This is a genomic window from Methanosarcina sp. KYL-1 (assembly GCF_024372725.1).
Lineage (GTDB): Archaea > Halobacteriota > Methanosarcinia > Methanosarcinales > Methanosarcinaceae > Methanosarcina.
This window is the reverse complement of the sequence record NZ_VOUA01000005.1, coordinates 124,447-150,371: the sequence shown is the minus strand read 5'-3', so window position 1 is coordinate 150,371 and position 25,925 is coordinate 124,447. Positions and strand designations below refer to the sequence as shown.

Sequence of the window (25,925 nt, the reverse complement as noted above, 5' to 3'; positions counted from 1 at the left end):
GACCCGCTTAGGTTTGACTCTTTCAGGTTTCGGCTCCACCGCTGTCCCCGCAGAAACAAAATTCCTGGTAAGCACACTTTGGACATATCTTTTTACGCATTGGGAAAGGCATTGGACCAACAACCAGTTTTTTGATATTCTCGATATCTCTTTCTATACCTGTTTCATCTTCGAGGCTCAGTTCAAATTTTTCAGTTTTATTCAATAAAGGATAATTTAAGACCCCGACCGCATCAAAACCTTTTTTCTTGAGGTAGTAAAGGTAAAACAAAAGCTGAGCCCTGTCCGCATCATCCATTTTTTTGCTTTTCTTAACTTCGTGAATCTCAACTTTCTTTCCAGCTTTTACAAAATCAATGCTTATACCGTCAATAGTAACATTTTTTTGATTTTTCCTGTAGCTGTCTTCGTGCAGCACCTTTCCAATGGCCACACTCTCGTTTTCCCTTTCAAGGTTTATATTGTGAGAAAAGAGCCAGAGCTTTGTCGTGCAAATATGATAATAGTTTACCTTGACCCCGGTTATTCGGACAGAGTCAAGAAAAACCTCCGCATTCACATTTGTTTCAGCTTCAGAAATTGAATCCTCCAAATACAAATCCCCCTTTCAAAAATTATATTTGAATCATCATTTACTTTCGACCTTGTTCACCTGAATACCACCCACTTCCAGAATATCCACGCATCCGAAACCCATTGCGTTTTTTTCACCAAGCCCTGCATCATAGGCAAACTCCAGTAGTTTCGGGTTTGCTGACAAAGTAAGGTCCATAAGACTACAGCGTCGGAAATTATTTTCCACTGTCACGCGTTTGGGCTTGAAATTTCTGACACCCAGAACTTCAAAAAAGTCTTTGTCTACTTTTTGCCCATAGAATTCTTCATATCTTGCAAGCAGATTTTTATGCAGGTTCTCATGGAACTTTGAATCCTTTGGATAAAGATCAAACTCAACCAGTCTATCTTCCTGTTTTCTCAGGGTTTTTACATATACTGGAGAAAGGGTCCTGAAAACACACTTATCTTCAAACCTTATAGAAGGAAGTACTTCAATTCTTTCGATCACAAAATTCGTATTGTTCTCTTTATTTCCCAGGAAAAACTCCGGTTCGAGCAAAAGCCCTTCCGCAAAACTCCTTATGAACTCGGGATCAGGAGATGACAGGAAAAAGTGAGCTGCCCGGAAATTCAATCCATTCTTATCCGGGATTCTGTCTTCAAGAATGAGGTTGGAAAACGTATAAAACTTAAACCCCTGCTTGCTGTGAATGGCATTTGCGAGCTCTATATTGGAAGTAGCCAGCTTCAAATAAAGCATCGAGGCAAGCCCATACTGATAATCATAATGAAGCGGACCAGGGGATGCTTTTCTTACACTTATCCTGCATCTCATACAGAACTATTGTAATATTTTGTATATATAGTTGAATGCAGGATCTGAAAAAAATTTGCAATAAATCCAGTAACACCACCTCTCTTAGAGGCTGTCTTAAAATTCAAACCATTTCTACATTTGGATGGTAGGCTTTTTTGGTCTTAAGTTCAGACTGTAAATTAATTACATAAGACTCATTCACCCGATGCATAAAATCAAATGCATTAGACATCATGGTCAAAATTTACACTTTAGACATTTAACGGTTTAACACTACCGATTTTTGATCCAAATCCGTGAGTCCTATTCCAATTGTATAGTCAAATTGAATTTTAAGACACGCTCTTACCCCACCTATTTCCACCCCGCCCTCAAGAGTTTCATATATTATACAAAGAAATAAAAAACAAAATATCTCAAATAAGTCAAAAAAAGACTCAAAATCCTCAAAAAGCCACAAAACTTACTATTAAAAACATCTGAGTGCTCAACCTTTAACATCTTTGAATAAATAGAACAAAATACTTGTGAAAACATTTATGTAATTGGGTCAAGGAGATGGTTCAGCGAACCGGAAATTCCGGCAAGTATGTGAAAAAATTATAAAGGGAGAAAAACGCTCAATCGGGTCAAGGAGAAGGGTAAGGTAAGTCGGAAAACATCGGCTGGCTATGTGAATATTCGGGAGCAAAGGACCAGAGATGCAAGAGGGGTACTGCATCTTAAAAGATCCTTTCTCCCTTATCCCACTCTCTTCTACTTCTACTTTCTTCTACTCCCAACTCTTCATTCATTTTCCTCCAAACTCTGTGATTGCTGATTTCATCTCCTTAGTTTAATCCTTCTGTTACCTTTTTTGCATACTTATGCTGTTTCTTTTGCCCATCTGTTTATCCTTCTGTCCATCGGTTCTTTTGTCCACCGGTTATCCTTCCTTGTCCTTCAACAAGCCCTTTAAGCTGCCTTCATGCATGGTTTCTCAAAGTTTCATATTAAAGCTTCACACTCCATCTCAAGAAATAAGAAACCCGGCCTCCCCATGCAAGCAGCCCGGAAAAAAGCAGAAGCGTCAAAAAACCAAAAATTACGAAAAGCCACAAAAGTTACCACCAAAAATATCTCAGTGCCAACTATTAACACACCTGAATAAATAGAAAAAAATACTTGTGAAAACCATATTTTAATTGGGAGACAGAAAATAGCTTGTATAGACCGGATCTACCGGTAAAATGGGATATATGGGGGGAGAAAGGGAGAGCAAATGCAGTATGGGGGTGCTGTGTTAGTTTGTTTCCTGATTCCTTCTATCTGCCATCTTTCCGCGATAGTTTTTGTCTACTTGTCTATTGCTCATCTGTCTGCTTTCCTCCTTTATTTTTTTATTATCCGAATTTATATTTTATAACCATTTTTTCCATTCCCTTCGCTTATCAATTTAGCTGTCTTTTTCCATCGCCCTGGCCCTCAGGTCTTCAGGGAGTTTTTCGATCGCATACCGGAGTGCAGTCCTGGGCATCTCTTTTTTGTTTTTCATTACGTATTCGAAGACTTCCTGCTGGTGGGGTTTGCTTGCTTCCTTGAGCATCCAGCCGTAGCCTTTCCGGACCAGGTCGTCCTCGTCTTTCAGCAGGTGGTCTGCGATTTTGAAAATGTCTGAAAGGAAATTGCCCCTGCGGGCAGGCAGGACCAGGCTTACGGCTGCAGCCCGCCTGAGCCACCGGTTGTCGGATTTTGTCCAGGCTTTGAGATTTTCGACGTAGGCAGGGAACTGTTCGATAAAGGAGCCTACGGCATGGTTGCAGAGGGTATCACACTTCGCCCAGTTGTTGACATACTTTTCAATCCAGCGCTCAAACATGGGGAAGTCGTCTTCCGAGTAATCTTTTCGTACCAGGTAAGCCCATTCAAAGGCTATGAAAGCTTCTTCGCAGTAGTCCGACTCAAGGAGCTCTTCACAGAGGAAAAAGACTTCTTTTTTGTTTGCTTTGTCTTCTTTGCCTGCTTTACCTGCTTTGCCTGTTTTGTCTGCCCTGGCTGCTTTGACCGTGTTGCTTTCCTGCCCGATTTCTTTGAAATATTTTTTTGCAACTTTTCCCACTGCGGCACTTTTTACCCCGTAGCACTTCACCTCTTCCTTGAAAAAACGCTGGTAACTGCTTTTCGTCTTCTCGTCAACACTCTGCACTAAATCCACCCGAATACTGGAGATGATATCGCCGGTCACATTATATTGTTTATTTGGAGTGTTACATATACTTTATTCACTGCCGGCTGCTGCCCAACTGCCAGCCCGATTATTACCCCGATTTCACCCGAATGTTGCCCGAATGTCGCCCGACTGATTCTATTTTATTGGCCAGGATTTCATGTAAAGTCCGGGAGTCCTTTTCCTACTCCACAGCTTCTGATTCCATTTTTTAATTTGTCGTTGAAAAAATAGAAAAATATTTATAAATAATTCTGAGTAAAATAATTTTGAATTAAAATTTTGAACTTGACAGGACCGGATAGAAGCTTAAGAAACAGGGTTTCGGAAACAGGAATTTAAAAACAAGGAAAAAGGTGAGGAAAATGGCATGGGATGATATTGTCTTTGGGATAGCTACCGGAGGGCTGTACAATATTGGAAAGGCAGCCTACAAGGCAGGGAATGCTGCAGACAGCGCAGGAAAAGCGGCAGAAGAAGCCGGGATGGCCATTGCGGTGATAGGGTCCACCCTTGAGGCTGTGGGAGAGCAGCTCAACTCGCTGCTTGCCGAAGCCGAGGAACTTATAACGATCAGGCGGATGAGCCCGCGGGATGAGGACGAGCTATGGGAAGAAGAAAAAGAACGGCTTTCCGACCTCAGGGAGGAGAAACAGGAAATTGAGGCTGCCCTCAGGGAACTGGGGGTCGAGGACGCGGCACACTTCAGTTTTGACTTCTGGGACATGCTCACGGACTGGAGCAGGATGCTTGAGAGCTTCCGGCTGCTCGCAAGACTTGCGGCAGTCAACACTGAGATTACGGAAATCCTCTACCAGGAACCCGGGGTGCTGACCCAGGGGATCTACAGCGCAAAAGAGGTGCTTGAGCGCTTCAACACCCTGGAACAGCCCCGGATTGAAGATATCCTGGACTCCGTAGATGACAACCTCGAAGTCAGCGAAGAAGTCTTAAAAGAAGTCAAGAAACTTTTTGTCACCAGAAGGAAAGTGCTCATCCCGGAGGCCGGGCTTTCGCCTGCAGTAAAAGAGAAGCTTGAAAGGCTGAAAAATGACAGGGAGTACTTCGAAGCCCTGCTGGGCAGGAAGGACAAACTTGCCCTCCAGTTTGCAGACGCAATAAAAGCACTTCCTGAAAAGGAATTCGAGATCAACAGCAAATGGGTAAAACTGGCCGAGGCAGGACCGGTTATCCCCTGGACTCCCGGAGCCGCTGAAAATGTAACCGACATCCTTGAAGGTGCACATCTTCCGGCAGGCCCTGAGATTTCGGGGCCCGTGGTTTCAGAGTCCCTCAATTCGGAAAGTGCAGGAAAAATCCCGGAGGAAATCCTGAAGGAAAGGCCCGGGGAAACACACGCAGAGAGAGCAGTAGAAGAAGCGGCAGGTGCAGGAAAAGCAGCAGAAAAAATAGCAGGGGAAGTAGCAGGAGAAATAGCAGAAAAAGTAACAGGAAAAGTAACAGGGGAAGTCGCCGATAGAAAAATAGAAAATCTGGCAGGCCAGGTCACAGGGAAGGAGGCAAAGCTTGAAACCAGAACCCTGGAAAGGAATGCACCTGTTCCTGCGGTATCTACTCCAGTGGTATCTGCACCCATGGAAGTACCTGCTCCTGAGGAGGTATCTGCCCCTGACCTGCAGGCAAAAGATGCAGGGCTCGCTCTGAAAAGTGCGGTTCCTGAAAATGTTTCGGAAACCGCGTATGCAAAAATCGACCCGGAAATCCTGAAAGGCCTGAAATTTTCCCTTTCCGGAGCCTCAAAAATCTCTGCAAGGAGCAGGCAGCCCCAGGCCGCAAGGATCTCGGCAAGCCTGAACACGAAGTTTGACGGGTTCCAGAAAAACCTCGATTATTTCAGGGCCCAGACCTCCTTTTATGAACGGCAGGTGCAGAAATTCGAGCGCAGGTCCGATATCCTGAGGTACAGATGGGAAGAAGAGCCGGGCCTCATCCCGCAGACTCTCGAAGAAGTGCACGGAGTGCTTGAGCACCTCCGCACCAAGGAACAGGCAAGAATAGATGCTGTGCTTGACAACCTTAACGAGACCCTCGAAGAAGTGCACGGGGTACTTGAACACCTGCATACCGAAGAGCAGGCAAGAATCGATACTGTGCTTGAAACCCTGAACGAAAACCTGGAAGAAGCCCATGGGGTCCTGGAACAGGTCAGGACCGGGGAACAGCCAAAGGTCGATGCCGTACTCGATACCCTGAACGAAAACCTGGAGGAATCGAGAAAAGCCCTCTCAAAAGTGAACGAATCCCTTGAAACCCTGGACGGAAGCCTCACATTCTTCAAGAAAAACGCTGGCATGATCCAGATGGGCCTGCTGGTGTTCGGAGGGCTCGTGGGCCTGAACCTCTTTTTCGGGCTGATAGTCCTTTTCAGGATGGCTATAGGGCTTTAAAGACCCCAATTACTTTATTTTGCCGGGGCCGGCAGGAGAGAAAAGAGAAAGGCAGGAAAGCAGAGAGAAAAGCAGGAGGGGAAAAAGGAAAAAAACTGAACAGTAAACCTGCCTTCAGAAGCCCTTTCTGCCCCCATTATCCTTCAGATCCCTTTATCTTCTGCTCCTTTTATTCGTCTATGAAGAGGTCGACAAACTCGAATTTGGTTACATCAAAGAGGCCCCTGTCCCCCAGCTTAAGGGCAGGGATCACCAGGAGGGACATGAAGGCCAGGGTCATGAAGGGAGACTCAAGCTGCGTACCCAGCTTCCGGGCTTCAGCGTTTAGTTCCCGGTACCTAGCTGCAACCTCTTCCCCGCTCCGGGTGCTCATCAGGCCTGCAACTTCAAGGGGGAGGTCAAGCAGCCGGCCAGGGGTCCCGGCAACGATGCCCCCTTTGTTTTCCACAAGCCGGTTGACTGCGGCAACAATGTCCTCATCCTTAACGCCAACGGCAATGATGTTGTGGCTGTCATGGGCAATGCTGCTTGCAAGAGCTCCCTCTTTTAAACCGATGTTCCTGATAAAGCCCACCCGGGCAGGGTCGTTCCCGTACCTGCTCAACACGACCAGTTTCAGGAGGTCACGGACAGGGTCCGAAACCAGGTTTCCGTCCTCAACTTTTGGGGTGGCAAGTTCCTGGCCTGTGAGCAGTTCCCCGTCTTCGGCAACGATCACCCGGACTTTGCCGGGGTGGACAGGCAGTTTCACATCCGCAACCGTAATTTTCTCCCTTAAAAACACATTTATCGCAGGGCTTGCTTCGGCTTCAAAAAGGACCTTCCCGGAATCGTAGACGCATTCCCCGCCAATGAAAGTGCGAAGCACCCTGAATGATTCCAGGCTGTCTACAACAATAAAGTCGGCAGGGTCTCCCTCCCGCAGCAGGCCGGAATCAAGCCCGTAGTGCTCCACCGGATTGACAGAGGCTGCCCGGACAAGGTTGTAGAGGTCAAGCCCCTTCTCAAGCCCCCGCCGGATAAGCTTATCGATATGCCCTTCGTAGATCAGGGTGTCCGGGTGGGAATCATCGGTGCACAGCATAACCGAGCCCGGGTACTCGTCGATCAGCCTGTACAGGGCTTCAAAGTTCCTGGCGGCACTTCCCTCCCGGATAAGGATTTTCATCCCGAGCTTTATTTTCTCAAGCGCTTCTTCATAGGAAAAACATTCGTGGTCCGTGGAAATCCCAAAAGCCGCATATTTCTGCAGGTCAACCCCACTCAGTCCGGGGGCATGCCCGTCCACAACTTTTCCGTACTTCTTCGCCGAAGCCAGCTTTGCCATAACCTCGGGCACTTCATAAACCACCCCCGGGAAGTTCATCATCTCGGAAAGGTAGTGCAGGTCTTTCCTGGCAAGCAGCCTGTCAACCGCCTGCGCATCAAGGACCGCCCCCGCAGACTCGAAAGGTGTCGCGGGGACACAGGAAGGGACGCCAAACCAGAACTTAAGGGGAGTTTTCCGGGCGTCCTCAAGCATATAATCGATTCCCTCAACACCCATCACATTTGCAATCTCATGAGGGTCACTTATCACCGCAACCGTGCCCCGGGCAACCGCCATCCTGGCAAAAGCCGAAGGCACTGTCATCGAACTTTCGATATGAACATGGGCATCGACCAGTCCCGGCAAAATAAACGTGTCATTCCCGTGTTCCTTTTCTTCCACGCGGGTGATCTTTCCGTTTTCGACAGTTATTTCACCCTTAAAACGGCGCCTGGCAAGGGCATCAACAACGATTCCCTGATATGTTCTCATGCCTGAGTCATTATTGCTGCAAGTGCATAAAGATTTTCCATTCTACCGAAACATTCCGTTTTCCATTATTAAGGTTCCAGAGATTAAGGTTCCAGAGATTACAGTTTCAGAGATTAAGGTTCCAAAGATTAAGGTTTCCGGATTCTTCCGGCCTATTTACCTCCTGTACCTCCCCCGAAGATAGGGAAGCCCCGAATACCTTTTTCAACTCAAAAAACCGTTTTATTCTTATGCCCGAGGTAACAATCCGCCCCCAGGAGCTCTACGATGCCGAACGCCTCTTTGAGATACTCACGAGCATGGACCTCGAATTCATGGAAGTCCCCATAAAGACCCTGGAAGAAGAAAAACGCTTCCTTCAACTGAATGAGGCTAAAAGGAGAGCCCATTTCGAGTACAACTACACTGTTCTCCTTGACAGGGACCCGGTGGGGGCATGCGGACTCCGGATAGACCAGCATAGGCCCTGGATAGGGGAGATAGGGTACTTCGTGGACCGGGCTTTCCAGGGGCAGGGAATTGCATCGGAGGCGGTCAGGCAACTTGAGGAACTGGGTTTCTGGGAATTCGGACTGCAGAGAATTATGATCCTGATGGACATCCGGAATGAGGCAAGCGAAAGGGTGGCGCAGAAGTGCGGGTACGAAAAAGAAGGGACCCTGAAAAAAATCCACAGGATAGGAGGAAAGTTTTATGACTGCTTCCTGTATGCAAAAACAAGATGAAAACCCGGAAAGGACAGGGCTTTTTTCCTGAAATACTTTTTTTCGGAATGTATTGGAACGATACTGGAACCGCATTAAAGTTGACTGCTTTAGACTAACCCCATTATCTGTATGAGGCTGTTATCATACCAGATGACCATGATATTGTTTATTGTGGCCATTACCCCTAACAATTCTATAATGTGTTTGGTGAAAACCCATTTTCGGGGGAATTTTTTGATTAAGGGAAAGAGTAAGAAAAGGCTGAGAATCAGGACTATTTTTAAGATCAGAAGATAAAAAATACCATACTTTTCAATAATCATGGCCGGAAGAGGGTTAAATTCTCTACCGAAAGGCATAGCATAATAAGTGGAAGCCCAGTCTCCGATTACGTAGAAAACGATGATAAACCGTATCTCATGTAGATAATAAAAGAATGAATCCTTCGAAAACCAAGCTTTCAAGCACACACCCCAGACAAGTCCGTCTTTTTCCCACTGGTAGTTTTATTTTATCGGATGATATAAACGTAAGAAACTAAAATCGATAAAATAATTCTCCGAAGGGATAATCTCCCAAAGTTCCATGATTTTTCAACCCTGATAATGCATCTGAAAAAGGGTTTCTGGAAATTATTTATGTTATTCCGGGTTTACTTTATTTGTATTCCATTTTTATTCCAGAATTTTTTAATATTTATTTCAGAATTTTTTAATATTTATTCCAGAATTTTTTAATTTTTAAATAGACATTTAGAAACTTATGTTGTTTAATTATTTCGAAATTTGCCATTTTTTCGAAAGTTGTTGATTTTATATAACTACATATTAATTTTTAAATTTATCTAAGGAGATATAAAAACATAATTAAAATATAAATAGAGAAACTTGAATAAAAATTGAAAATAAATATTAAAAAATAGAGTTATAAAACTGATATTAAAATCAATAAAACAGAATTATAAGAACAATAACAAGATCACTATAAGAACAATAACAAGATCACTATAAGAACAATAACAAGATCACTATAAGAACAATAACAAGATCACTATAAGAACAATAACAAGATCACTATAAGAACAATAACTTGCGGCCTGAACCTAATTTTATTTCCCGGGCTTCAAAACAGATGATGGCAATGACTGAAAACATACGTAAAATCCTGCAGGAAACTTCTCCGGCCCTGCTGGAACTGAAAAATGTCACGGTTGTCCGGGGCGGAAAGAAGGTTCTTGACTCGGTGTCCCTCTCCATAGAGCCGGGAGAGCATGTGGCAATCATTGGCCCTAACGGCTCGGGCAAATCCTCCCTTATCAAGACTTTTACAAAAGAGTACCACCCCCTGGCAGGAGCCGATGGGCTTGTGTTAAAAATCCTGGGAAAGGAGACCTGGAACGTCTTTGAACTCCGGGAACTGCTGGGGATAGTCTCGGGTGAACTGCAGCAGACCTGCTGCCGGCCAATACTGGCACTGGACGCCGTACTCTCGGGCTACTTCAGCAGCATAGGGATCTACTACAACCACAGGGTCACCCCCGAGATGGAAACAAGGGCCAGAGAAGTCCTCAAGTTCCTGGAAATCCCCTACCTGGCAGACCGGAAAATGAGCGAACTTTCTACCGGGGAAGCCCGGAAGGTGCTTATAGCAAGGGCCCTTGTCCACGACCCCCTGGCCCTTGTCCTGGACGAGCCTGCAAACAGCCTGGACTTAAAAGCGCTGCACACCTTCCGCGAAAGCGTCCGGAAAATAGCCCGCTCGGGAAAGAGCGTTATCCTGGTCACCCATAACCTCCAGGACGTAATCCCCGAGATCAGCCGCGTGGTCCTGATCCGGGAAGGAAAAATCATAAGGGACGGACCAAAAGAAGAAGTCCTGACCGATTCTAACCTCTCAGAACTTTTTTCCCTGTCCGTAAAAGTCCTGGAAAAAGAAGGGTACTACCAGGCCTGGTGCTGAAAAACTGCAGTCTGATCGGGCACTGCAACCTGGTCGGGACCCATGCAGCCTGACCGCTTGCAGCCCGGCTAAAGCCCCTTAGGGGGCAGGCAGACGCTTAAGCCCAGAAAGATGACCGTAAGGTTCCACAAAGAAACCAGAAGCCCGACTCCTGCAATCGTGCCCGTGGTAAAGCGCCAGAGCCGCGGGTAGTGCCTTGTAACCCGGTAGGTCCCAAAAAACAGGCCCATGAAAAGAAATTTCAGGACAAGAATATAGAAGACTCCGTATTTCTCAATCACGAATGCAGTCACAATGTTTACCTCAAAACCATAGTTAAGGGCATAAATCGTAGTTATCCAGTCCCCTATGACGTAAAAAAGGAACACGTAACGTACATCGTATAAGAAAGAAATGAGCTCCTCTTTCTGCAAGCAGTTGAGCATTTACCATCCCCGGTTCCTGAATTCCGAAATCCGGCCCTGGAAAAACGAATTATCTTAACAGAGCCCGGGAAGAAACTCTTAATCCTTCCAGTTTCCATTTTGGCCATCTGAACAGGGCCGTCGGGTTTCCGGCCAATTTTGTAAAATATTTTTGCATGTTAAGATACTTAAGACTAACTATTTTAAAAAGCTTTCTTACGGGTCATTAGAAATAAAAAATCCGGAGGGATCATTAGAAATAAAAAATTCAGAGGAAAAAATACGGATTCCGATGGTTTGTTTGAGGGGGGGATGCAGTATTCATAATATAACTTTGCTTCCTGCTAAGGGTTATTACCCAATTAGTCCAGGATATTTTTTAATAGTAAAATGATGAGCCTATAAACATGACAGTTCTCGGTATAATAGGCTGCAGGATATTTGAGGATGAAATTGTCCATGTTTTTGAAAATGACCCAGAGATTAACAGGATATACCTGGTAGAAAACGAAGAAAACCGGGGCCTTCTGAAAAAGCTTGAAGGTGCGGGGTTTAAACCGGAAGTCATGTCTTACCGTGAAATCAGAGCTGAGCTGAAAAAGAGCAGCGAATTCAGCGTTATTGTCCAGCTCCAGGGAATGGGGCTCCATATAGATCCTGCCCGGCTTAAAAAGGAAACGTACGTAAACGTGAACCTGATATCCCGGCTTGCAGACGGGGTTCTTCTCTTTTATGGGCTCTGCGGGCTGTCATTTTCCAAAATGCAGAAAGATTTCGAGTATATCGGATGCCCCGTAAAGCTGCTTCAGGAAAGGAGCGAAAGCTCACCTGTCAGTCCCCTCGATGACTGTGTTGCAGCAGCCCTTGGAGGCAACACCCGCTATAGAAAAATCCTGAAAAGCCATAGGGACACCTTCTTTTTTACGCCCATGTGGGCTGCGAACTGGAAAGCCGTGTTCGGAGAAGGAGAAAAACTGCTGCAGGACTTTGAATTCACCCCTGCCCACCTCAGAGAACTCGGTTACAGGAAGGTTGCCCGGGTCAGGACCGGGCTTTCATATGAACCCGACTTTGAAAAAAACGTGGAAGAATTCGCAAGGAGATTTGGCCTGGAAATCACCGAACTGGAAGGAGGCACGAAAATCGCAAGGGAATCGTACAGCCAGCTCCGAAACATGCTTATCGGGCCGCTTCAAGCCTGAAATAATATAATTCTAAAGAGCCCGGTACCAAGAGCCCGGTACCTGAAGCGGTCCAAAAAAATCAGTTCCTTTTTTTAAATCCAGATTTTTCTTTATTAGTATCTCGCATCAGTCACTGAAATATACCTGGTGATTCAGCAGTATAATATACCTGGTGATTCAGTAGTATATTTTCATGACCCTCAGGTATATGAAGACGCACGTTAAATAATAATTAGATATTTTTAAAGATGAAAATATTAAAACCCATAAGAGTAGTAAAACCCATGAAAAACCCATAAAGTGGGGCTTAAACGACCTTCAGGGACCTCCTGTCAGCTTTCAGAATAAAAAATAGTGAGTTGCAAGCCAGAGGAGTTAAACATGCCAGTAATGAGTATTATCGGGTGCCGGATGTTTGAAGACGAGATCATGCACCTCATTGAAAATGACCCCGAAATTAAAGAAGTGCTTGTTGTGGAAAACGAGGACTGCGGGGGGATTACGGGAAAACTGACGGACACGGGAATTCCTTACAGGGTGCTACCCCCTGAAGAAATCCCTGAAAAACCCGCCCCGAGCGGGGAAGAGGGGCTTACCCTGCTCGTATACATGCTTGAGCTTGCCCTGCATGCCATCCCCGAAAACCTCAAGAACACCGTCTATTCGAAGGTGGAGCTTATGTCCCGGCACTCGCATGGGATCCTGCTCTTCTACGGGCTTTGCGGAAACGTGCTGGGAAAAATCGAAAAAGACTTGGAGGCCCTGGAATGCCCGATCTCTATCCTCAAAGAAGAAAACGGGGAAATCGTGGATGACTGCATAGGGGCTGTGCTCGGGGGCAGAAAGCAGTACCTTGAAGTCCTGAAAAGCTGCAAGGGCGTGGGTACCTTTTTCCTGACCCCCATGTGGGCTGCAAACTGGAGGGAAATGGTAAGGACCGCAGGTTTGAGCCAGGACCCCGACGATATCTCGATGTCAAAATTCGTCTTTGACTACGCAGGGTATAAAAAAATAGGAAGGGTTGAAACCGGCCTTTTCTATGAGAAAAATTTCGAAGCCTGCGTCCAGGAGTTTGCGAGGCTTTTTGAATTTGAAGTTACGGAAATTAAGGCCACATTAAAACTTGTTGAAAACTGTTATGAAAAAGCAAAGCTCGAAACCTTTGGAAGCCAGAACTGAAAGCCAGAACTGAAAGCCAGAACTGAAAGCCAGAACTGAAAGCCAGAACTGAAAGCCAGAACTGAAAAGCTGGCTTTGCCAGGGTTTCCACATCTCTATTTTTAAGCCTGGTTAATTCCAGAGCCGCTTACCCTGGCTAAGGCTGTTATAATATTCCCGTGAGAGAAGAAAAAATCTGACGGGTTTGGGCTATATAGGGGTGAATGCCGTATATTTATTTAGATTCTTTTTGAAATTAACATCCTTTTTTGATGGATATGTTTTTATATTTCTAAACAAATAAAAAATTGGGGAAAACTGAGCCAAAAAGCAAAAAGGCCTCAGGGGGTTTCAGCCGTGGGAAACAATTTCATCATAATTGCCGGGGAAGAAGCCGGCCCGAAATCGAATAAAATGGGCGGGATCTGGAATGTCATTCACGAAGAAGCGCATACCCTTGCATCCCTTTTCGATTCCGGGGAGCTGAAAGAAGAAGAAGAAGAAGAAGAAAATCCCGAGATCCTGCTTGCCGGCCCCTACTACGGCCACAGGGGAGCAGACTGGAACCGGGGGCTGAACCGGATCACGGACATGGAGGGACTTGGCCCGCTCAGTATCGACGGAAAGCTCAAAGAAGCCCTGAAAATCCTTGAAAATAAGGGGATCAAAATATTTACCGGGGAAAAACAGGTCGGAAAAACGAAGATAGGGTACCTGCAGTTTCAGACTGACAATTTCGGGAGGATCCGGGCTGTGCACAGGGAAAAAGAGGGAACGCTTGAAAACAAGGTCAAATCAGAAGCCTATGAGCTGCTCGGACTTGATTCAATCAAGTACGAAAGTATGGGAAACGGCGCGGAATACACCCATTACCTATCACTTTCCTACGCGATTTCCGAGCTTGTCCGGGTTCTTGTAGGCTCTGCCCCAAAAACCGGGACAGGAATTGAGGCCGGGAAAAACGACACAACGAAAAAAACCATTCCCTGCCCTGCGGTTTCCCTGCACTGTCATGAGTTCGGGTCCTTTTATGCCCTTGCCAGGCTGAAGAAACTGGGAATCCCGGCCTGTACAATAGCTACCCTGCATGCTACCCTTCCCGGGAGGGCCGCCGGGCATAACTCAATCCAGAAAATAAGGAAAAATGACAGCTCCTGGTCCGAGGGGGTTCCGGAAAACCTCGCCGCCCTCGAGGCCCTCGCCTTATATGCAGACACGGTGACTGCCGTGGGAGAATCAACCCGCCAGGAAGCCCGGCTTTTCTACGGGATTTCCGGGATCGTGGTCAGGAACGGGATAACCATTGAATCCGAAAGAATTGACTGGGACAGAAAGGAACGCTGCCTTGAGCAAATTCAGAGATTCCTCTCCGAAAACCTGTACAGGCACTACGGAGGGGAAAGGATCAAACCTGAAAAAATTATCCCTATTTTCACGATTTCCCGGATCGAAGTGGAAAACAAAGGGTATGCGGACCTCCTCGATTCCCTTGTTGCCCTGGAACACATAATAAAAAACAGCATTATGGAAGGCTACCTGGAAGAGGGAATAAGGGTTGTCTGCTTCCTGGTTACTGCCGAAGGCCCCAAAACTAACCTCCCCGAAGATTTCCCAATAAATCTGCCCAAGGAAGTGCTGGTGGGAAACGAACTGAGAGTCCAGCAAATGATAGAAGAACGAGGGCTTGACTGCCCGAAAATGGTAAGAGGCAAGCGCTCGGTTGCAGCAGTTCTCTATCCCCAGATTATCTCGGAGCAGGATGGAGGTCTCTGCATGAAAGTGGAAGATTTCATGGCTGGGTGCTGCGCAGGGGTCTTCCCCTCCCGCTATGACCCCTTCCTGCTCACAGGGCTTGAAGCCGGAAAAGAGGGAACTCCAAGTGTGGTCAGCCGGGTCTGCGGTTTCAGTGATGCCGTAAAAACCATCGAGGCCCTGGGAGAGAACCTGGGGGGAGTGATAGTTGTAGACAACATAGACCTCTCCTATTACGAAACGGTCCTTGAATACGCCCTGGCAGCAAGCTACTTTATCCGGAATTTCGTGGACGACAGGGTGAAGTATAAACTGCTCTGCAGGGAAGCTTTCCTCCTTGCAAAGGACATGGGCTGGGAAAAGCCAACGGAACAGTATTTTGAACTGATAAGCGGCAAAAGGTTCTTCACCCAGGGAAGTTCGACTGCCTCAAAAAAGTAAAAAACTGTAGAAAAGGGTTGGGAAAAGGAATTTGGGAAAAGGAATTTGGGAAAAGGAACTGCAGAAAATGGGGCCCTGGAAAAAGGACTCCGGAAAAAAGATAAAAGAATGAAGCGAAAATTCACTGAGAGGTTTTTTTAATTATGTCAGAGATCCGGAAACATTACTTTCTCCCGGAATACTGCATAATTTCGGAAGAAAGAGCAAAAAGGCCCTCGGACTTTGCAGAGGCTGTAGGGGATTCTGAAGAGTTGGGCCGGGCTAGCTGTGCCTTTTGTGAGGGGGCCGAAGAAATGACCCCACTTGCAACTGCAGTGTATAAGGACGGAAAAATCCTTGTGGACACTGATGAAAAAAGAGTACGTAGCTGGGACTTTCGCTGTTTTCCTAACCGCTACCCTGCCCTCTCCCCGGTTCCTGCCTTTTTTGAGCTTTCCGAAAACGTCTGGGAAACAAGGCCCGGGTTCGGTTTCCATGAAGTAATTGTGGAATCCCCGGTCCATGGAAATAAACTGGCCAATTTTTCCGACAAGGAGCTTTCCGGGCTCATGGGGGTCTACAGGGACCGCACTTCCCACTACCGGGCCCATGAAAATATCCGCTATGTCTCCCTGTTCAAAAACTCCGGGAAAGCCGCAGGAGCATCCCTTAACCACCCGCACAGCCAGCTGCTGGCTCTTCCCCTGCTCCCACCCCTCCTGGAAAAGGAGCTGCACGCCATCCGGGAAGAAGAAAAATGCCCTTACTGCACCCTCCTGGAAAAGGAAAGGACATCCGAACGCCTCATCCGGGAAAACAGCGAATGGACAGCCTTTGCCCCTTACTGTTCCGCGAGCCCCTTTGAGGTATGGGTCCTTCCCAAAAAACACGTCAGCTGGCTGGGGGACTGCAGCGAGGAAGCCCTTTTTTCCCTTGGGGAAATGTTGAGGGACGTACTCCGGGCTTATGAAAAAGTCCTTAAAAACCCGCCTTACAACTACATGTTCTTCCAGCTTTTCGAAACTCCGGAATACCACCTGAACCTGAGGCTGCTCCCGCGGCTCTCCCGAATTGCGGGTTTCGAAATGAACACCGGGATTTACATAAACACCATTTCCCCGGAAAGGGCAGCTTCTTATCTCAAAAGGGAAAGGAGACCCGGGGAATAAACCCTGAAAAGGAAAAGAGATGAAAAAAATAAAGAAACCGAAAGACAAGCAGAAGGACAAAAAAGCTGAAAATACAAAAGAAAAGGCCTGGTCATGTCAAGGAGAGATATAGAAAAAAATACACAGAATAAATTTATCTACGATTAAAAACTAATGAAGTGCAAGGGAGTGGAAGCGCAAGGACGTATATGCGTTTGCATTTTAACTGCACAACCTGCCTGTGTATTTGCATCTTAACTGCACAACCTGCCTGTACCTGGCAGGAGCATAAAGGCAGGGTAATTTCTGGACCTGCCCGAAGACACCCCATGCAGCTTAAAAGGGGTATTAATGCAGGGGAATTAACCGGGACAGCCAGCTTGAAATCAACAATGAGCAAAATATGGCAACCAGGAAGCAGGAACGGCTTAAAATCAGGAGCTTGCAGGTAGAGGGAGAAGCCTGTGGTTCCTTGAGGCAGGGGTGTCCTGAACCTCATTTTGGCAGGGAAGAATAAAGTGAAAAATAAATTTGAAGGAACAAAGTGAGTTTATGAAGAAAATTAGAATTGGAATGTTCTCGTGGGAAAGCCTGTATTCGATACGCGTCGGAGGAATTTCACCCCATGTCTCCGAACTTTCAGAAGCTCTCGCGGCTGCGGGCCATGAGGTCCACCTGTTTACCCGAAGCGATGAAAACACCGATCAGGTAATCAATGGGGTATACTATCACGGGGTAAGCCGGGAGCGGGGCGGAGGAATCGTGGAGCAGATGGACCGGATGTGCGATGCCATGTACTGCAGGTTCCTGGAGGTGAGGGAAAAGGCAGGAGAGTTCGACATCCTCCACGGACATGACTGGCATCCGGTCAATGTCCTCTGCAGGATCAAGGCCCAGTTCGGGCTGCCCTTCGTGCTAACCTTCCACAGCACCGAATGGGGGCGCAACGGAAACCGGCACGGGGACTGGTGGGAAGCAAAAGAGATCTCGCACAGGGAATGGCTTGGAGGATATGAATGTGCTGAAGTGATCACGACCTCGACCATGCTGAAGGAGGAAATCCAGCAGATATACAAAATTCCCGATTACAAGCTATGGGAAATCCCCAACGGCATCAATGTGGGAAAGATAAGGAGAAAAGTAGACGCCGGGAAAGTGAAAACAAGCTACGGGATCCATCCCTGTCTCCCGGTGGTTCTGTTTACGGGGAGAATGTGCTACCAGAAAGGGCCGGACCTGCTTGTGGAAGCCGCAGCAAAGGTCCTGAAGAAACGGGATGCAAGGTTCGTGCTCATAGGAGAAGGGGAAATGCGCTCCCACTGTGAACACCAGGCCCAGAGACTCGGGATCGAAACCTCCTGCAATTTCCTGGGATACGCCCCTGACAATACCGTAATAGACTGGTTCAACGCCTGCGACCTTGTCTGCGTGCCCAGCAGGAACGAGCCTTTCGGGATCGTGGTGCTCGAAGCCTGGGACGCCAGAAAGCCCGTGGTTGCAAGCGATGCGGTTTCTCTCGTGGAAAACTTCAGGACAGGGGTAATCGCACAGAAGGAACCCACGTCCATAGCCTGGGGCCTCAACTATGTCCTCGAAGGGCTCGGGCGCAACCGGATGGGGCAAAAGGGGTACTCCCTTCTCAAAACAAAGTACAACTGGGAAACGATTGCTGAAAAAACACTGGAAGTATATGAAAAGGTAATTTCAGAGGCTTAAGCCAGTAAGTGGGACAAAAAAACGGATGTTGAAAGAAATAGACTACGTTTCCGTGCTCATCCGGGGAATTATCAAAAAGGTTTAAGCGGGCGTGAAGAAGAGTCGCCTGGAAAAAAACGGATAAAGGTTAAGTCCCACTTTCCACACTAAAATTCCAAATTTTCAAATTTTTATCCATCCCTAAAAACCTCATTTAATCTTTTTTCAGGCATATGCACCTAACAGCTCACCTGCATCCGGCCTTCTACATAAAGTGCATCTGGAAGACTAAAAAGATTTGAGGTTCGGCCTTGCAGTTTTCGTTGTTTTTATTCATTCCTGACTTACAAACCGGGTCCAGTAGCATACGGTGTGGGAAAAACGCCTGCATGAAAAGGCAAAAACATAAAAGGTCAGAACAAAAGGTAAAAACATAAAAGGGCACGAACAAAGAGAAAAAACATAAAAAGAAAGTAGAGCTCATGCCATGAGAGCCCTGCTCCCTGCATACGGACCTCAAATTAGAGGATGCGTTATAAAGTAGAAAAGGAAAGGGATAAAGAGCTCAGAAGTCGTCATCACCTTCTTCATCGAATTCCTTGTAGCTGTCACTTCCTACCATTGCAGCTGAGATGGAATCGATTCCGTCGAGCCATTCTGCCACAATCCCATAGGGAAGTTCGGCCATAATCTCTTCAGGCAAGGCGTCTCCTTTGAGCACGGCTGCTCCGCACTGGGCTGTATAATCGAGAGCCATTTCCAGGTCATCCGAAGCTTCGGCTTCGATGGCTGCAGTTATGAGTTCTCCTACGTCTGCACCTTCCTCATAATCGCCCATGAGATAGCACTCAAAGGCAACGACTACCCCCATGAGAGAAGTCTGGACCGAATCGATCATAAGGTCGATGTCTTCGGAAATAGGTTCGACATCTGCAAGTACGATGTCCCGGATTTCTCCGAGAATTTCCAGGGCCTTCTCCGAGGAGAGCATCCCCTTTTCAAAGCGAGCAGTTAGTTTCAGGCATGCAAGGATGACATCGTCAACCATGTTAACGAATATGGCGCTTTCCTTGCTGGGCTCTTCTTCTGACTCCTTGATTTCAAAACCGCTCTCTTTTGCCCGTCCGAGCCAGTTTTCCCAGCGCTTTTGGGTATAGAATTCATAGGGGATCTGGTTCATTTCCTGTTCAGGCACGTATAACACCGCTTCTAACCTTTTTTAATTATTAATTATCAAACTTACTATTACTAAAAGATGTTTATTTAGGTTACCAGGCAAGTTTCACTTTTTTAAGAGAGTAACCGGCCTCACACTGTGCATCGAGGCTTTCCATGACCTCTACAATCTTGCACTTGTCTCCCTTTAAAAGCCCTTCAGGGTGACAGGTCTCATACACACTGCAGCCTCTTTTGCCGCATTTTGGAGACTCATACATAAGCCTTGCCCCGTCAACGGCTTTCCTGGATTCTACGGTAGCCAGGATAGGAGCCCTGCTGACGTCCACGGCAAGCACCCCGCTGTCATGGAGGAAGCATTCGTGGACCTCGTTGTTCCGGATCTTTTCGACCCGGTACCTGCGCCCGGGTTCAAGGTTCAGGCAGGTGTTCTTTAGCCGGCATTTTTTGCATTCCGGCATCTCACCCTTGAATATGAATTCGAGACCTTCTTTTGCAAGCCGTGATCCGATAAGTGTTATTTTGGTATCGCCTTCTGTCATAATATCTCTTCCTTTTGATGATTTTCGGGCCTGTGCCCCTCACGGGCGGTATCCCGTATCTTCTGGTGAATGATGATTATCGTGAGATCGTTTACAATTCCACATCCGGGCGTATTTGAGTTAATCCCGTAAATCTAACCTGAAACGAAACGATCACAAATGAACGGAACCTGCGAAAGCAGGACATTACTACATCATTTTAAATCAATTCGTAAATCCACTGAACCGACATTTAAATTAATTAAACCAATTATTAGATTGATTCTTCCGATTCTTAAATCAACTGAACCGGTTATTGGATTAATTGAACAAGTTCTTAAATCCAGCCCGGATAAATTTTTATATCCAGGCCAAATAAATTTTTAAATTAATTTTGAACTCCAGCTTTAAATCTGTTCTGATAATTTAAACCGATAAATCATTCCCATACATTTATGTCGGTATTTTATTTAAGCAGATATTATTTAAGCAAGTACTATTGCTAGACCCGGCAGCCGATTATTCCCTTTCAGCCTGGGATTCGAAAGGTCACATTAAGGCCTTTATATTCCCTTTCGGCCTTTGTATTCACTTTATGACCTTTGTAACCTTTGCAACCTTCTCGGCAGCCGACCTTGTCAGACCATTCCCGAGGATGGTATAGCGTTCAGGACGGATGCTGTGTGCCTGTAACAGGGCTTCAACTATATATTTATCTTCTATGCCCAGTTCTTCCGCCGTGGACGGAGCGCCTATCTTTTTTAAGGCGTCCCTGATCTCCTGCCAGTTTCCTCCATGCAGATACATCATCATTATGGTCCCGACCCCGCACTGTTCGCCGTGGAGCGCAGGTTTTGGAGCTAGCCGGTCAAGGGCATGGCTGAACATGTGTTCCGAACCGGAAGCCGGGCGAGAGGAACCTGCAATACTCATGGCAACCCCGTTTGAGACCAGAGCCTTTACCACAAGCCGGGCCGAACTTTCGAGTTCCGGCTTGATAGAGTCAGCAGACTCGATAATCACCCGCGCAGCCATGCGGGAAAGAGCTGCCGCATATTCCCCGAAATATTCATTCCTGAGCCTGCTTGCAAGTTCCCAGTCCAGGACCGCCGTGTAGTTGGAAATAATATCCCCGCAGCCTGCAGCAAGGAAGCGGAAGGGGGCTTCCGAAATAATCTCGGTATCCGCAACCACTGCCATAGGGGCCTGCGCCTGCACCGAAGCATTTACCCCATTGTCCAGGACAGAAGCCCTCGAGGACGCAATCCCGTCGTGGGAAGCTGCAGTCGGTACGCTTATGAAAGGAAGCTCAAGCCGCGTGGAAGCAAGCTTTGCAAGGTCTATGGACCTGCCGCTCCCGACCCCGAGGAGGAAGTTCGCCTCAATTTCCAGGGCTTTTTCCATGACCATCTCGACTTCCTCCAGGGTGGCCCTGCAGGTAAGGACGGTTTCCGCACTGCTGCCTGCAGTTTCCAGGAGGTCTGCGACCCTTTTACCCGCAACATTCCGGGTAGTGCTGCCGGTTACGATCAGCGCACTCCCTTTTAGCTTCAGGTCCCTGCAGACATCTCCGATCTCATCCAGGACGCCGTGCCCTACAAGCACATCTCTGGGAAGCTGCATCCATTTTGCGCTGTTTTTGTTTGTGGTCAATTTCATACCCGCTTCATTATTTGATCATGATAAAAGTTTATATATGACATAGTAAGTCGGCTTTATGTGCCCGGGAACTAACCCCTGCCATCCGGTTCCGGGATCGGAACCCTCAATATCACAACCGGCCTGATGAACCTTTTTATCAGGCATCCTGTAGATCGGAACATCACCGGTTTAATCTCCGGCTGCCTGCATCGTCCGGATGCTGCCAGGAATCAATTATCAGTTTGGTCAATATCATTTTGACCAATTATCAGTAAATCAAGTCTTAGTTTGGCCAATTATCAGTTATCAATTCATCTAATTAATTAACTTAATTACTTAATTTATTTGTGTAATCACGCCACATGTTTAAGCGCTGATTGCAACCGAATTTGCACATGGGAATTATAAAAACCTGATTATATAATAAAAGTACACATTTCCTCAGCCAGTTCCGTCCGAATGCCGAATACATACAAACCTTTCCGATTCAAACCTTCCGGTTCACAGTACACCGGGGAGATGGAAGAAACAAACTTAATAAATTCAAGAGATAAGTTCCACTTATGTACACTAAGTATTAATTGTATTAGGATATTGCCATTTTGAACGAGTGATAAGATGAATTTTTCGCTGGATACGATTTCAGATTTTATCAATACCTATTACCTGGACCCCATCAGGACCGATGCCGGATATAACCCGGTAAACACCTTTACCTGGGCGGTGGTGCTGGGAATCTGCATATTCGGAGTATTCAAGCTCCTGGAAAAGCTGGAGGTGAAAATTACCCCCCGCTTTATTGCTTCTGTCCTGCCCTTCGTGCTTGCGGGCTCCTCTCTGCGCGTGCTTGAGGACTCTCCTGCCGGCATCATCAATCCGCCTTTCAGCTACCTGCTTATAACCCCGAACATCTATTTCCTGGTCTTTGCAGTGACCGTTATCTGTCTCTGGATCTCCATCCGGCTTCAGAAAGCAGGGCTTGTAAAGGATTACCATTCCGCCTTTGCAGGTTTCGGGCTCCTTTGGTTTATTGTAAACCTTTTCACCCTGCTGTACTTTGAGGACGTGGTTGCAGCTTACGTGCCCGTCTTCGTACTTGGCGCAGGGACGGGGCTAACCTTTGTTTTCTACAAGATTGCCCGCTACTTCAAATCCGAAATCTTCACTGACCCCCTGAACCTCTCCATCCTCATGGCCCACCTGATGGACGCCTCTTCCACTTACATAGGGGTGGACAAACTGGGCTACTTTGAAAAACACGTTCTTCCCGCCTACCTGATCGAGCTTACGGGCACTGCGCTGGTTATGTATCCTTTGAAGCTTATTATCTTTATAGGGGTCCTCTATGTGCTCGATACCCAGTTTGAGGACGATGATGAGTCCTCCAACCTGAAGATGCTTATCAAAATGGTGATCCTGATCCTGGGGCTTTCCCCTGCAACCCGGAACACTCTCAGAATGATGTTAGGGATCTGAGAGAGAAAAGAGAGAGGGAGAGAAAGAAAAAGAGGGGAAGAAGAGAGAAGAAGGAAAGAAGAGGGAGAGAAAGAAGAGGGAGAGAAAGAAGAGGGAGAGAAAGAAGAGGGAGAGAAAGAAGAGGGAGAGAAAGAAGAGGGAGAGAAAGAAGAGGGAGAGAAAGAAGAGGGAGAGGGGAGAAGAAAACTCAGGAGAAAATCCCGAAAAATCGGACTGGATTCTGAGTTGAAGGCACATGGAGCTGGCAGTAAGATTGAACAGCAGGGAGGAGGTTTGCTGGAGATGAATATGGAGAGAGAGGAAAATTACAATTTACGAGATTCCGATTTAAAGGACTCCGATTTACAGGAGGAGATGGGGAGAGGGGAAGAAACGGAAACCCGGGGAAAAGAGCCGGAAAAAGCAGGACATGGGCCACATGGAGAGGCCTTTTTTACAGGTTCAGGCATGCCTTCAAAAGCAAGGCCTTTTGCGGGGAGCAGCTCCGGAACCGCCGGCTTTTTCGACTACTTTAAGTTTATTCGGCCCTATGTCCTGGTCATAACCCTGGTGTTTTTTGCTTCCGCATTCGCAGGCTATGCCTCTTCCACAAGCTCTCCGGAGATAGGAAAGATGGTTATGGACCAGTTCAATTCCCAGTTCGGGCCACTCCTGCAACTGCACCCCGTTTTAATCATGCTGGTAATCTTCCTGAATAATGCCTTCGTAAGCCTGCTATTCCTGGTGCTGGGGCTTGCCCTGGGAATCCTTCCGGTCCTGTTCATTGCTTTTAACGGCTACGTTGTGGGAGTCCTTTCCAATTTCGTGGCCGAAGAAAGAGGCCTTCTTTTCGTGTTCCTTGCCCTTCTCCCCCACGGAATTGTGGAACTCCCTATGGTCTTCCTTGCCGCTGGAATCGGGCTCCGCCTGGGACACCAGGTATTTTCCGCCCTCCTGGGAAGGCAAACCGAGATTAAAATGGAATTCAAAGAAGGGATCAGGTTTTACTTCCGCTGGATCCTGCCTCTCTTATTCATTGCCGCAGTGATTGAAACATTCATCACGCCCCTGATAATGGAAGTCATTTGAAGAATCGGGAAAAAGGTAAAGCAAAATGCTCCGGGGCTCTTCTACAATATAAAGGGCATACCCTTCAATTTATAAATGATTACTGCTATTAGAAAGGGTTTTAACGGGTAAAACCGTTAATGGAAAAAATCCCTTTACAAACCTGCGGGCAGGCTTAGAAATCAGCACCTAACCCCGCATTCAGTGGGTTTTCTGGTCAAATACCAGCTTCAATATCATAAGCTCCATTCAATATCATAAGCTTCAATATCATAAATATGATTCAATATAATGAAAAAGCTTCAATATCGAAAATAATGTTCGATATTATAAAACTCCAAAATCATAATTAGCTCCTGTAATATCCAGCAATGAAATTCCCCATTGCCATTTACTGAAATATCCAGCAGTGAAATTCTCAATTACCATTTACTGAGAATATCCAGAATGTTATTCACATTACTATCTACTTAAACGATTTAACATCCCCAAATCCGGAAAAAGCCGGGGGACATTATATATGATTGACAGGAAAGAAATTCAGGAAATTGTAGAAGACTATTATGCGTATGCTGATCAGATAAAGGTCGGGACGATTGCCTCCCACTCCGGGCTCGACATCTGCGATGGGGCAGTCGAAGAGGACTTCAACACCCTTGCCGTCTGCCAGGCAGGCAGGGAAAAGACCTACACTGAGTACTTTAAATCCCAGCGGGATTCCTACGGAAAGGTCCGGAGAGGAATCGTTGACGAGGCCGTAATCTATAAAAAATACAACGAAATCCTCCTCCCGGAAAACCAGCAGAAACTGGTTGACTCCCACACGCTCTTTGTCCCTAACCGTTCTTTTACCTCATACTGCAGCATCGACGAGATCGAAGAGAACTTCAGGGTCCCCCTGATTGGGAGCAGGAACCTGCTAAGGAGCGAAGAGAGGAGCGAGCAGCAGAGCTACTACTGGATCCTGGAAAAGGCAGGGCTTCCCTTCCCGGAAAAGCTCGAGTCCCCAAAGGACATCAACGAGCTTGTCATGGTCAAGCTTCCCCATGCGGTCAAGAAGCTGGAAAGGGGCTTTTTTACTGCCTCAAGCTATAAGGAATACCAGGAAAAATCCGAATCCCTCATAAAGCAGGGAGTAATTACCCCCGAAGCCCTTGAAAATGCCAGGATCGAGCGCTACATCATTGGCCCCGTGTTTAACCTGGACATGTTCTACTCCCCAATCGAGCCGAAAATGAGCAAGTTAGAACTCCTCGGGGTTGACTGGCGCTTTGAGACAAGCCTTGACGGGCATGTAAGACTTCCGGCTCCCCAGCAGATGGCCCTCGCAGAGCACCAGCTTACTCCCGAATACACGGTCTGCGGGCACAACTCTGCAACACTCCGGGAATCCCTGCTGGAAAAAGTCTTCGAGATGGGAGAAAAATATGTCAAGGCAACCCAGGAACACTATGCCCCCGGGATTATCGGGCCCTTCTGCCTCCAGACCTGCGTGGACAAAGACCTGAACTTCTACATCTACGACGTCGCCCCGAGGGTAGGCGGCGGGACCAACGTGCACATGTCAGTAGGGCACTCTTACGGCAACTCTCTCTGGAGAAGGCCCATGAGCACGGGAAGAAGGCTTGCCTTTGAGATCAGGCGCGCCCTGGAACTTGAGAAACTTGACATGATCGTCACATAAATTTATTAAGGCTTTCCGGCATTAGTAGATATGAATTGTGCAGGAGACCGTAAACTTTAAAAGTATCCTCGGAATCTGCAGGTTCAAACCACAATAAAAAATTTAGCATTAGAGTAATCCGGATTTCGATTATGCAGGACCGGGACCCGTCCGGGGGACCATT

Annotated in this window: 20 protein-coding genes; 11 read left to right on the top strand and 9 right to left on the bottom strand. The window is 46.9% G+C overall.

Annotated features, from left to right (window positions below; genetic code table 11):
* Positions 1 to 22: 22 nt before the first annotated feature.
* From cas4 to FTO70_RS06335, 3 genes are all read right to left on the bottom strand, one after another.
* Positions 23 to 592: a CRISPR-associated protein Cas4 gene (cas4, locus tag FTO70_RS06345; RefSeq protein ID WP_255334899.1), complete on the bottom strand. Its 570-nt coding sequence runs from the start codon at positions 590 to 592 to the stop codon at positions 23 to 25.
* Between the two features lie 36 nt (positions 593 to 628).
* Positions 629 to 1,393, bottom strand: a complete 765-nt coding sequence (gene cas6 / locus FTO70_RS06340; RefSeq protein WP_255334898.1) for a CRISPR-associated endoribonuclease Cas6 — start codon at positions 1,391 to 1,393, stop codon at positions 629 to 631.
* A 1,417-nt stretch (positions 1,394 to 2,810) separates the two neighbouring features.
* The gene (locus tag FTO70_RS06335; RefSeq protein WP_255334897.1) at positions 2,811 to 3,560 is read right to left on the bottom strand and encodes a DNA alkylation repair protein; all 750 of its coding nucleotides are present in this window, start codon (positions 3,558 to 3,560) and stop codon (positions 2,811 to 2,813) included.
* A gap of 386 nt (positions 3,561 to 3,946) precedes the next feature.
* Here FTO70_RS06335 and FTO70_RS06330 point away from each other — a divergent pair, with 386 nt between their 5' ends.
* Positions 3,947 to 5,989: a hypothetical protein gene (locus FTO70_RS06330; protein ID WP_255334896.1), complete on the top strand. Its 2,043-nt coding sequence runs from the start codon at positions 3,947 to 3,949 to the stop codon at positions 5,987 to 5,989.
* A gap of 169 nt (positions 5,990 to 6,158) precedes the next feature.
* Here FTO70_RS06330 and ade read toward each other — a convergent pair whose 3' ends face one another.
* Positions 6,159 to 7,790 (bottom strand): adenine deaminase, encoded by a 1,632-nt coding sequence (gene ade, locus FTO70_RS06325; protein WP_255334895.1) that lies wholly within the window; start codon positions 7,788 to 7,790, stop codon positions 6,159 to 6,161.
* A 230-nt stretch (positions 7,791 to 8,020) separates the two neighbouring features.
* Between ade and FTO70_RS06320 the strand changes: the two genes are divergently transcribed.
* A complete protein-coding gene (locus tag FTO70_RS06320) occupies positions 8,021 to 8,515 on the top strand; it encodes a GNAT family N-acetyltransferase (RefSeq protein ID WP_255334894.1) in 495 nt (164 codons plus the stop codon).
* Positions 8,516 to 8,604: 89 nt separating this feature from the next.
* On the opposite strand, the gene FTO70_RS06315 is transcribed toward FTO70_RS06320, so the two are convergent.
* A complete protein-coding gene (locus FTO70_RS06315; RefSeq protein ID WP_255334893.1) occupies positions 8,605 to 8,967 on the bottom strand; it encodes a DUF5658 family protein in 363 nt (120 codons plus the stop codon).
* A gap of 670 nt (positions 8,968 to 9,637) precedes the next feature.
* Here FTO70_RS06315 and FTO70_RS06310 point away from each other — a divergent pair.
* Positions 9,638 to 10,456: an ABC transporter ATP-binding protein gene (locus FTO70_RS06310; RefSeq protein ID WP_255334908.1), complete on the top strand. Its 819-nt coding sequence runs from the start codon at positions 9,638 to 9,640 to the stop codon at positions 10,454 to 10,456.
* A gap of 68 nt (positions 10,457 to 10,524) precedes the next feature.
* Here the strand turns inward: FTO70_RS06310 and FTO70_RS06305 are convergent, their stop codons facing one another.
* On the bottom strand, positions 10,525 to 10,881 hold the full coding sequence (locus FTO70_RS06305) for a DUF5658 family protein (protein WP_255334892.1): 357 nt from the start codon (positions 10,879 to 10,881) through the stop codon (positions 10,525 to 10,527).
* A 386-nt stretch (positions 10,882 to 11,267) separates the two neighbouring features.
* Here FTO70_RS06305 and FTO70_RS06300 point away from each other — a divergent pair, with 386 nt between their 5' ends.
* From FTO70_RS06300 to FTO70_RS06280, 5 genes are all read left to right on the top strand, one after another.
* Positions 11,268 to 12,062, top strand: coding sequence for a DUF1638 domain-containing protein (locus FTO70_RS06300; protein WP_255334891.1), 795 nt, complete (start codon positions 11,268 to 11,270; stop codon positions 12,060 to 12,062).
* A 363-nt stretch (positions 12,063 to 12,425) separates the two neighbouring features.
* Complete coding sequence (locus FTO70_RS06295; RefSeq protein WP_255334890.1) at positions 12,426 to 13,223, top strand: DUF1638 domain-containing protein; 798 nt, start codon at positions 12,426 to 12,428, stop codon at positions 13,221 to 13,223.
* Between the two features lie 336 nt (positions 13,224 to 13,559).
* Positions 13,560 to 15,395 carry a glycogen synthase gene (locus FTO70_RS06290; protein WP_255334889.1) on the top strand — a complete coding sequence of 612 codons (1,836 nt, stop codon included), beginning with the start codon at positions 13,560 to 13,562 and terminating at the stop codon, positions 15,393 to 15,395.
* A 143-nt stretch (positions 15,396 to 15,538) separates the two neighbouring features.
* Positions 15,539 to 16,543 carry a DUF4921 family protein gene (locus FTO70_RS06285; RefSeq protein ID WP_255334888.1) on the top strand — a complete coding sequence of 335 codons (1,005 nt, stop codon included), beginning with the start codon at positions 15,539 to 15,541 and terminating at the stop codon, positions 16,541 to 16,543.
* Between the two features lie 531 nt (positions 16,544 to 17,074).
* Positions 17,075 to 18,238, top strand: coding sequence for a glycosyltransferase family 4 protein (locus FTO70_RS06280; RefSeq protein WP_255334887.1), 1,164 nt, complete (start codon positions 17,075 to 17,077; stop codon positions 18,236 to 18,238).
* Positions 18,239 to 18,782: 544 nt separating this feature from the next.
* Here the strand turns inward: FTO70_RS06280 and FTO70_RS06275 are convergent.
* The 3 genes from FTO70_RS06275 to FTO70_RS06265 all read right to left on the bottom strand — a co-directional run bounded on the left by FTO70_RS06275 (position 18,783) and on the right by FTO70_RS06265 (position 21,573).
* On the bottom strand, positions 18,783 to 19,412 hold the full coding sequence (locus tag FTO70_RS06275) for a DUF2150 family protein (protein ID WP_255334886.1): 630 nt from the start codon (positions 19,410 to 19,412) through the stop codon (positions 18,783 to 18,785).
* A 73-nt stretch (positions 19,413 to 19,485) separates the two neighbouring features.
* Positions 19,486 to 19,935, bottom strand: a complete 450-nt coding sequence (locus tag FTO70_RS06270) for a UPF0179 family protein (protein WP_255334885.1) — start codon at positions 19,933 to 19,935, stop codon at positions 19,486 to 19,488.
* Between the two features lie 567 nt (positions 19,936 to 20,502).
* Positions 20,503 to 21,573, bottom strand: coding sequence for an NAD(P)-dependent glycerol-1-phosphate dehydrogenase (locus tag FTO70_RS06265; RefSeq protein WP_255334884.1), 1,071 nt, complete (start codon positions 21,571 to 21,573; stop codon positions 20,503 to 20,505).
* Between the two features lie 600 nt (positions 21,574 to 22,173).
* Between FTO70_RS06265 and FTO70_RS06260 the strand changes: the two genes are divergently transcribed.
* The 3 genes from FTO70_RS06260 (at position 22,174) to FTO70_RS06250 (ending at position 25,762) form a co-directional block, all read left to right on the top strand.
* On the top strand, positions 22,174 to 23,031 hold the full coding sequence (locus FTO70_RS06260; RefSeq protein ID WP_255334883.1) for a DUF63 family protein: 858 nt from the start codon (positions 22,174 to 22,176) through the stop codon (positions 23,029 to 23,031).
* 282 nt (positions 23,032 to 23,313) lie between these two features.
* On the top strand, positions 23,314 to 24,099 hold the full coding sequence (locus FTO70_RS06255; protein ID WP_255334882.1) for a stage II sporulation protein M: 786 nt from the start codon (positions 23,314 to 23,316) through the stop codon (positions 24,097 to 24,099).
* A gap of 499 nt (positions 24,100 to 24,598) precedes the next feature.
* The gene (locus FTO70_RS06250; protein ID WP_255334881.1) at positions 24,599 to 25,762 is read left to right on the top strand and encodes a formate--phosphoribosylaminoimidazolecarboxamide ligase family protein; all 1,164 of its coding nucleotides are present in this window, start codon (positions 24,599 to 24,601) and stop codon (positions 25,760 to 25,762) included.
* Positions 25,763 to 25,925 lie beyond the last annotated feature (163 nt).

Bases quoted from the DNA above. Each gene is read 5' to 3' on its own strand.
- FTO70_RS06310 (WP_255334908.1), top strand. From the start codon at position 9,638: ATGACTGAAAACATACGTAAAATCCTGCAGGAAACTTCTCCGGCCCTG.
- FTO70_RS06305 (WP_255334892.1), bottom strand. From the start codon at position 10,881: ATGCTCAACTGCTTGCAGAAAGAGGAGCTCATTTCTTTCTTATACGAT.
- ade (WP_255334895.1), bottom strand. From the start codon at position 7,790: ATGAGAACATATCAGGGAATCGTTGTTGATGCCCTTGCCAGGCGCCGT.
- FTO70_RS06330 (WP_255334896.1), top strand. From the start codon at position 3,947: ATGGCATGGGATGATATTGTCTTTGGGATAGCTACCGGAGGGCTGTAC.
- FTO70_RS06250 (WP_255334881.1), top strand. From the start codon at position 24,599: ATGATTGACAGGAAAGAAATTCAGGAAATTGTAGAAGACTATTATGCG.
- cas6 (WP_255334898.1), bottom strand. From the start codon at position 1,393: ATGAGATGCAGGATAAGTGTAAGAAAAGCATCCCCTGGTCCGCTTCAT.
- FTO70_RS06260 (WP_255334883.1), top strand. From the start codon at position 22,174: ATGAATTTTTCGCTGGATACGATTTCAGATTTTATCAATACCTATTAC.
- FTO70_RS06295 (WP_255334890.1), top strand. From the start codon at position 12,426: ATGCCAGTAATGAGTATTATCGGGTGCCGGATGTTTGAAGACGAGATC.
- FTO70_RS06255 (WP_255334882.1), top strand. From the start codon at position 23,314: ATGAATATGGAGAGAGAGGAAAATTACAATTTACGAGATTCCGATTTA.
- FTO70_RS06265 (WP_255334884.1), bottom strand. From the start codon at position 21,573: ATGAAATTGACCACAAACAAAAACAGCGCAAAATGGATGCAGCTTCCC.
- FTO70_RS06320 (WP_255334894.1), top strand. From the start codon at position 8,021: ATGCCCGAGGTAACAATCCGCCCCCAGGAGCTCTACGATGCCGAACGC.
- FTO70_RS06300 (WP_255334891.1), top strand. From the start codon at position 11,268: ATGACAGTTCTCGGTATAATAGGCTGCAGGATATTTGAGGATGAAATT.
- FTO70_RS06280 (WP_255334887.1), top strand. From the start codon at position 17,075: ATGAAGAAAATTAGAATTGGAATGTTCTCGTGGGAAAGCCTGTATTCG.
- FTO70_RS06285 (WP_255334888.1), top strand. From the start codon at position 15,539: ATGTCAGAGATCCGGAAACATTACTTTCTCCCGGAATACTGCATAATT.
- FTO70_RS06270 (WP_255334885.1), bottom strand. From the start codon at position 19,935: ATGACAGAAGGCGATACCAAAATAACACTTATCGGATCACGGCTTGCA.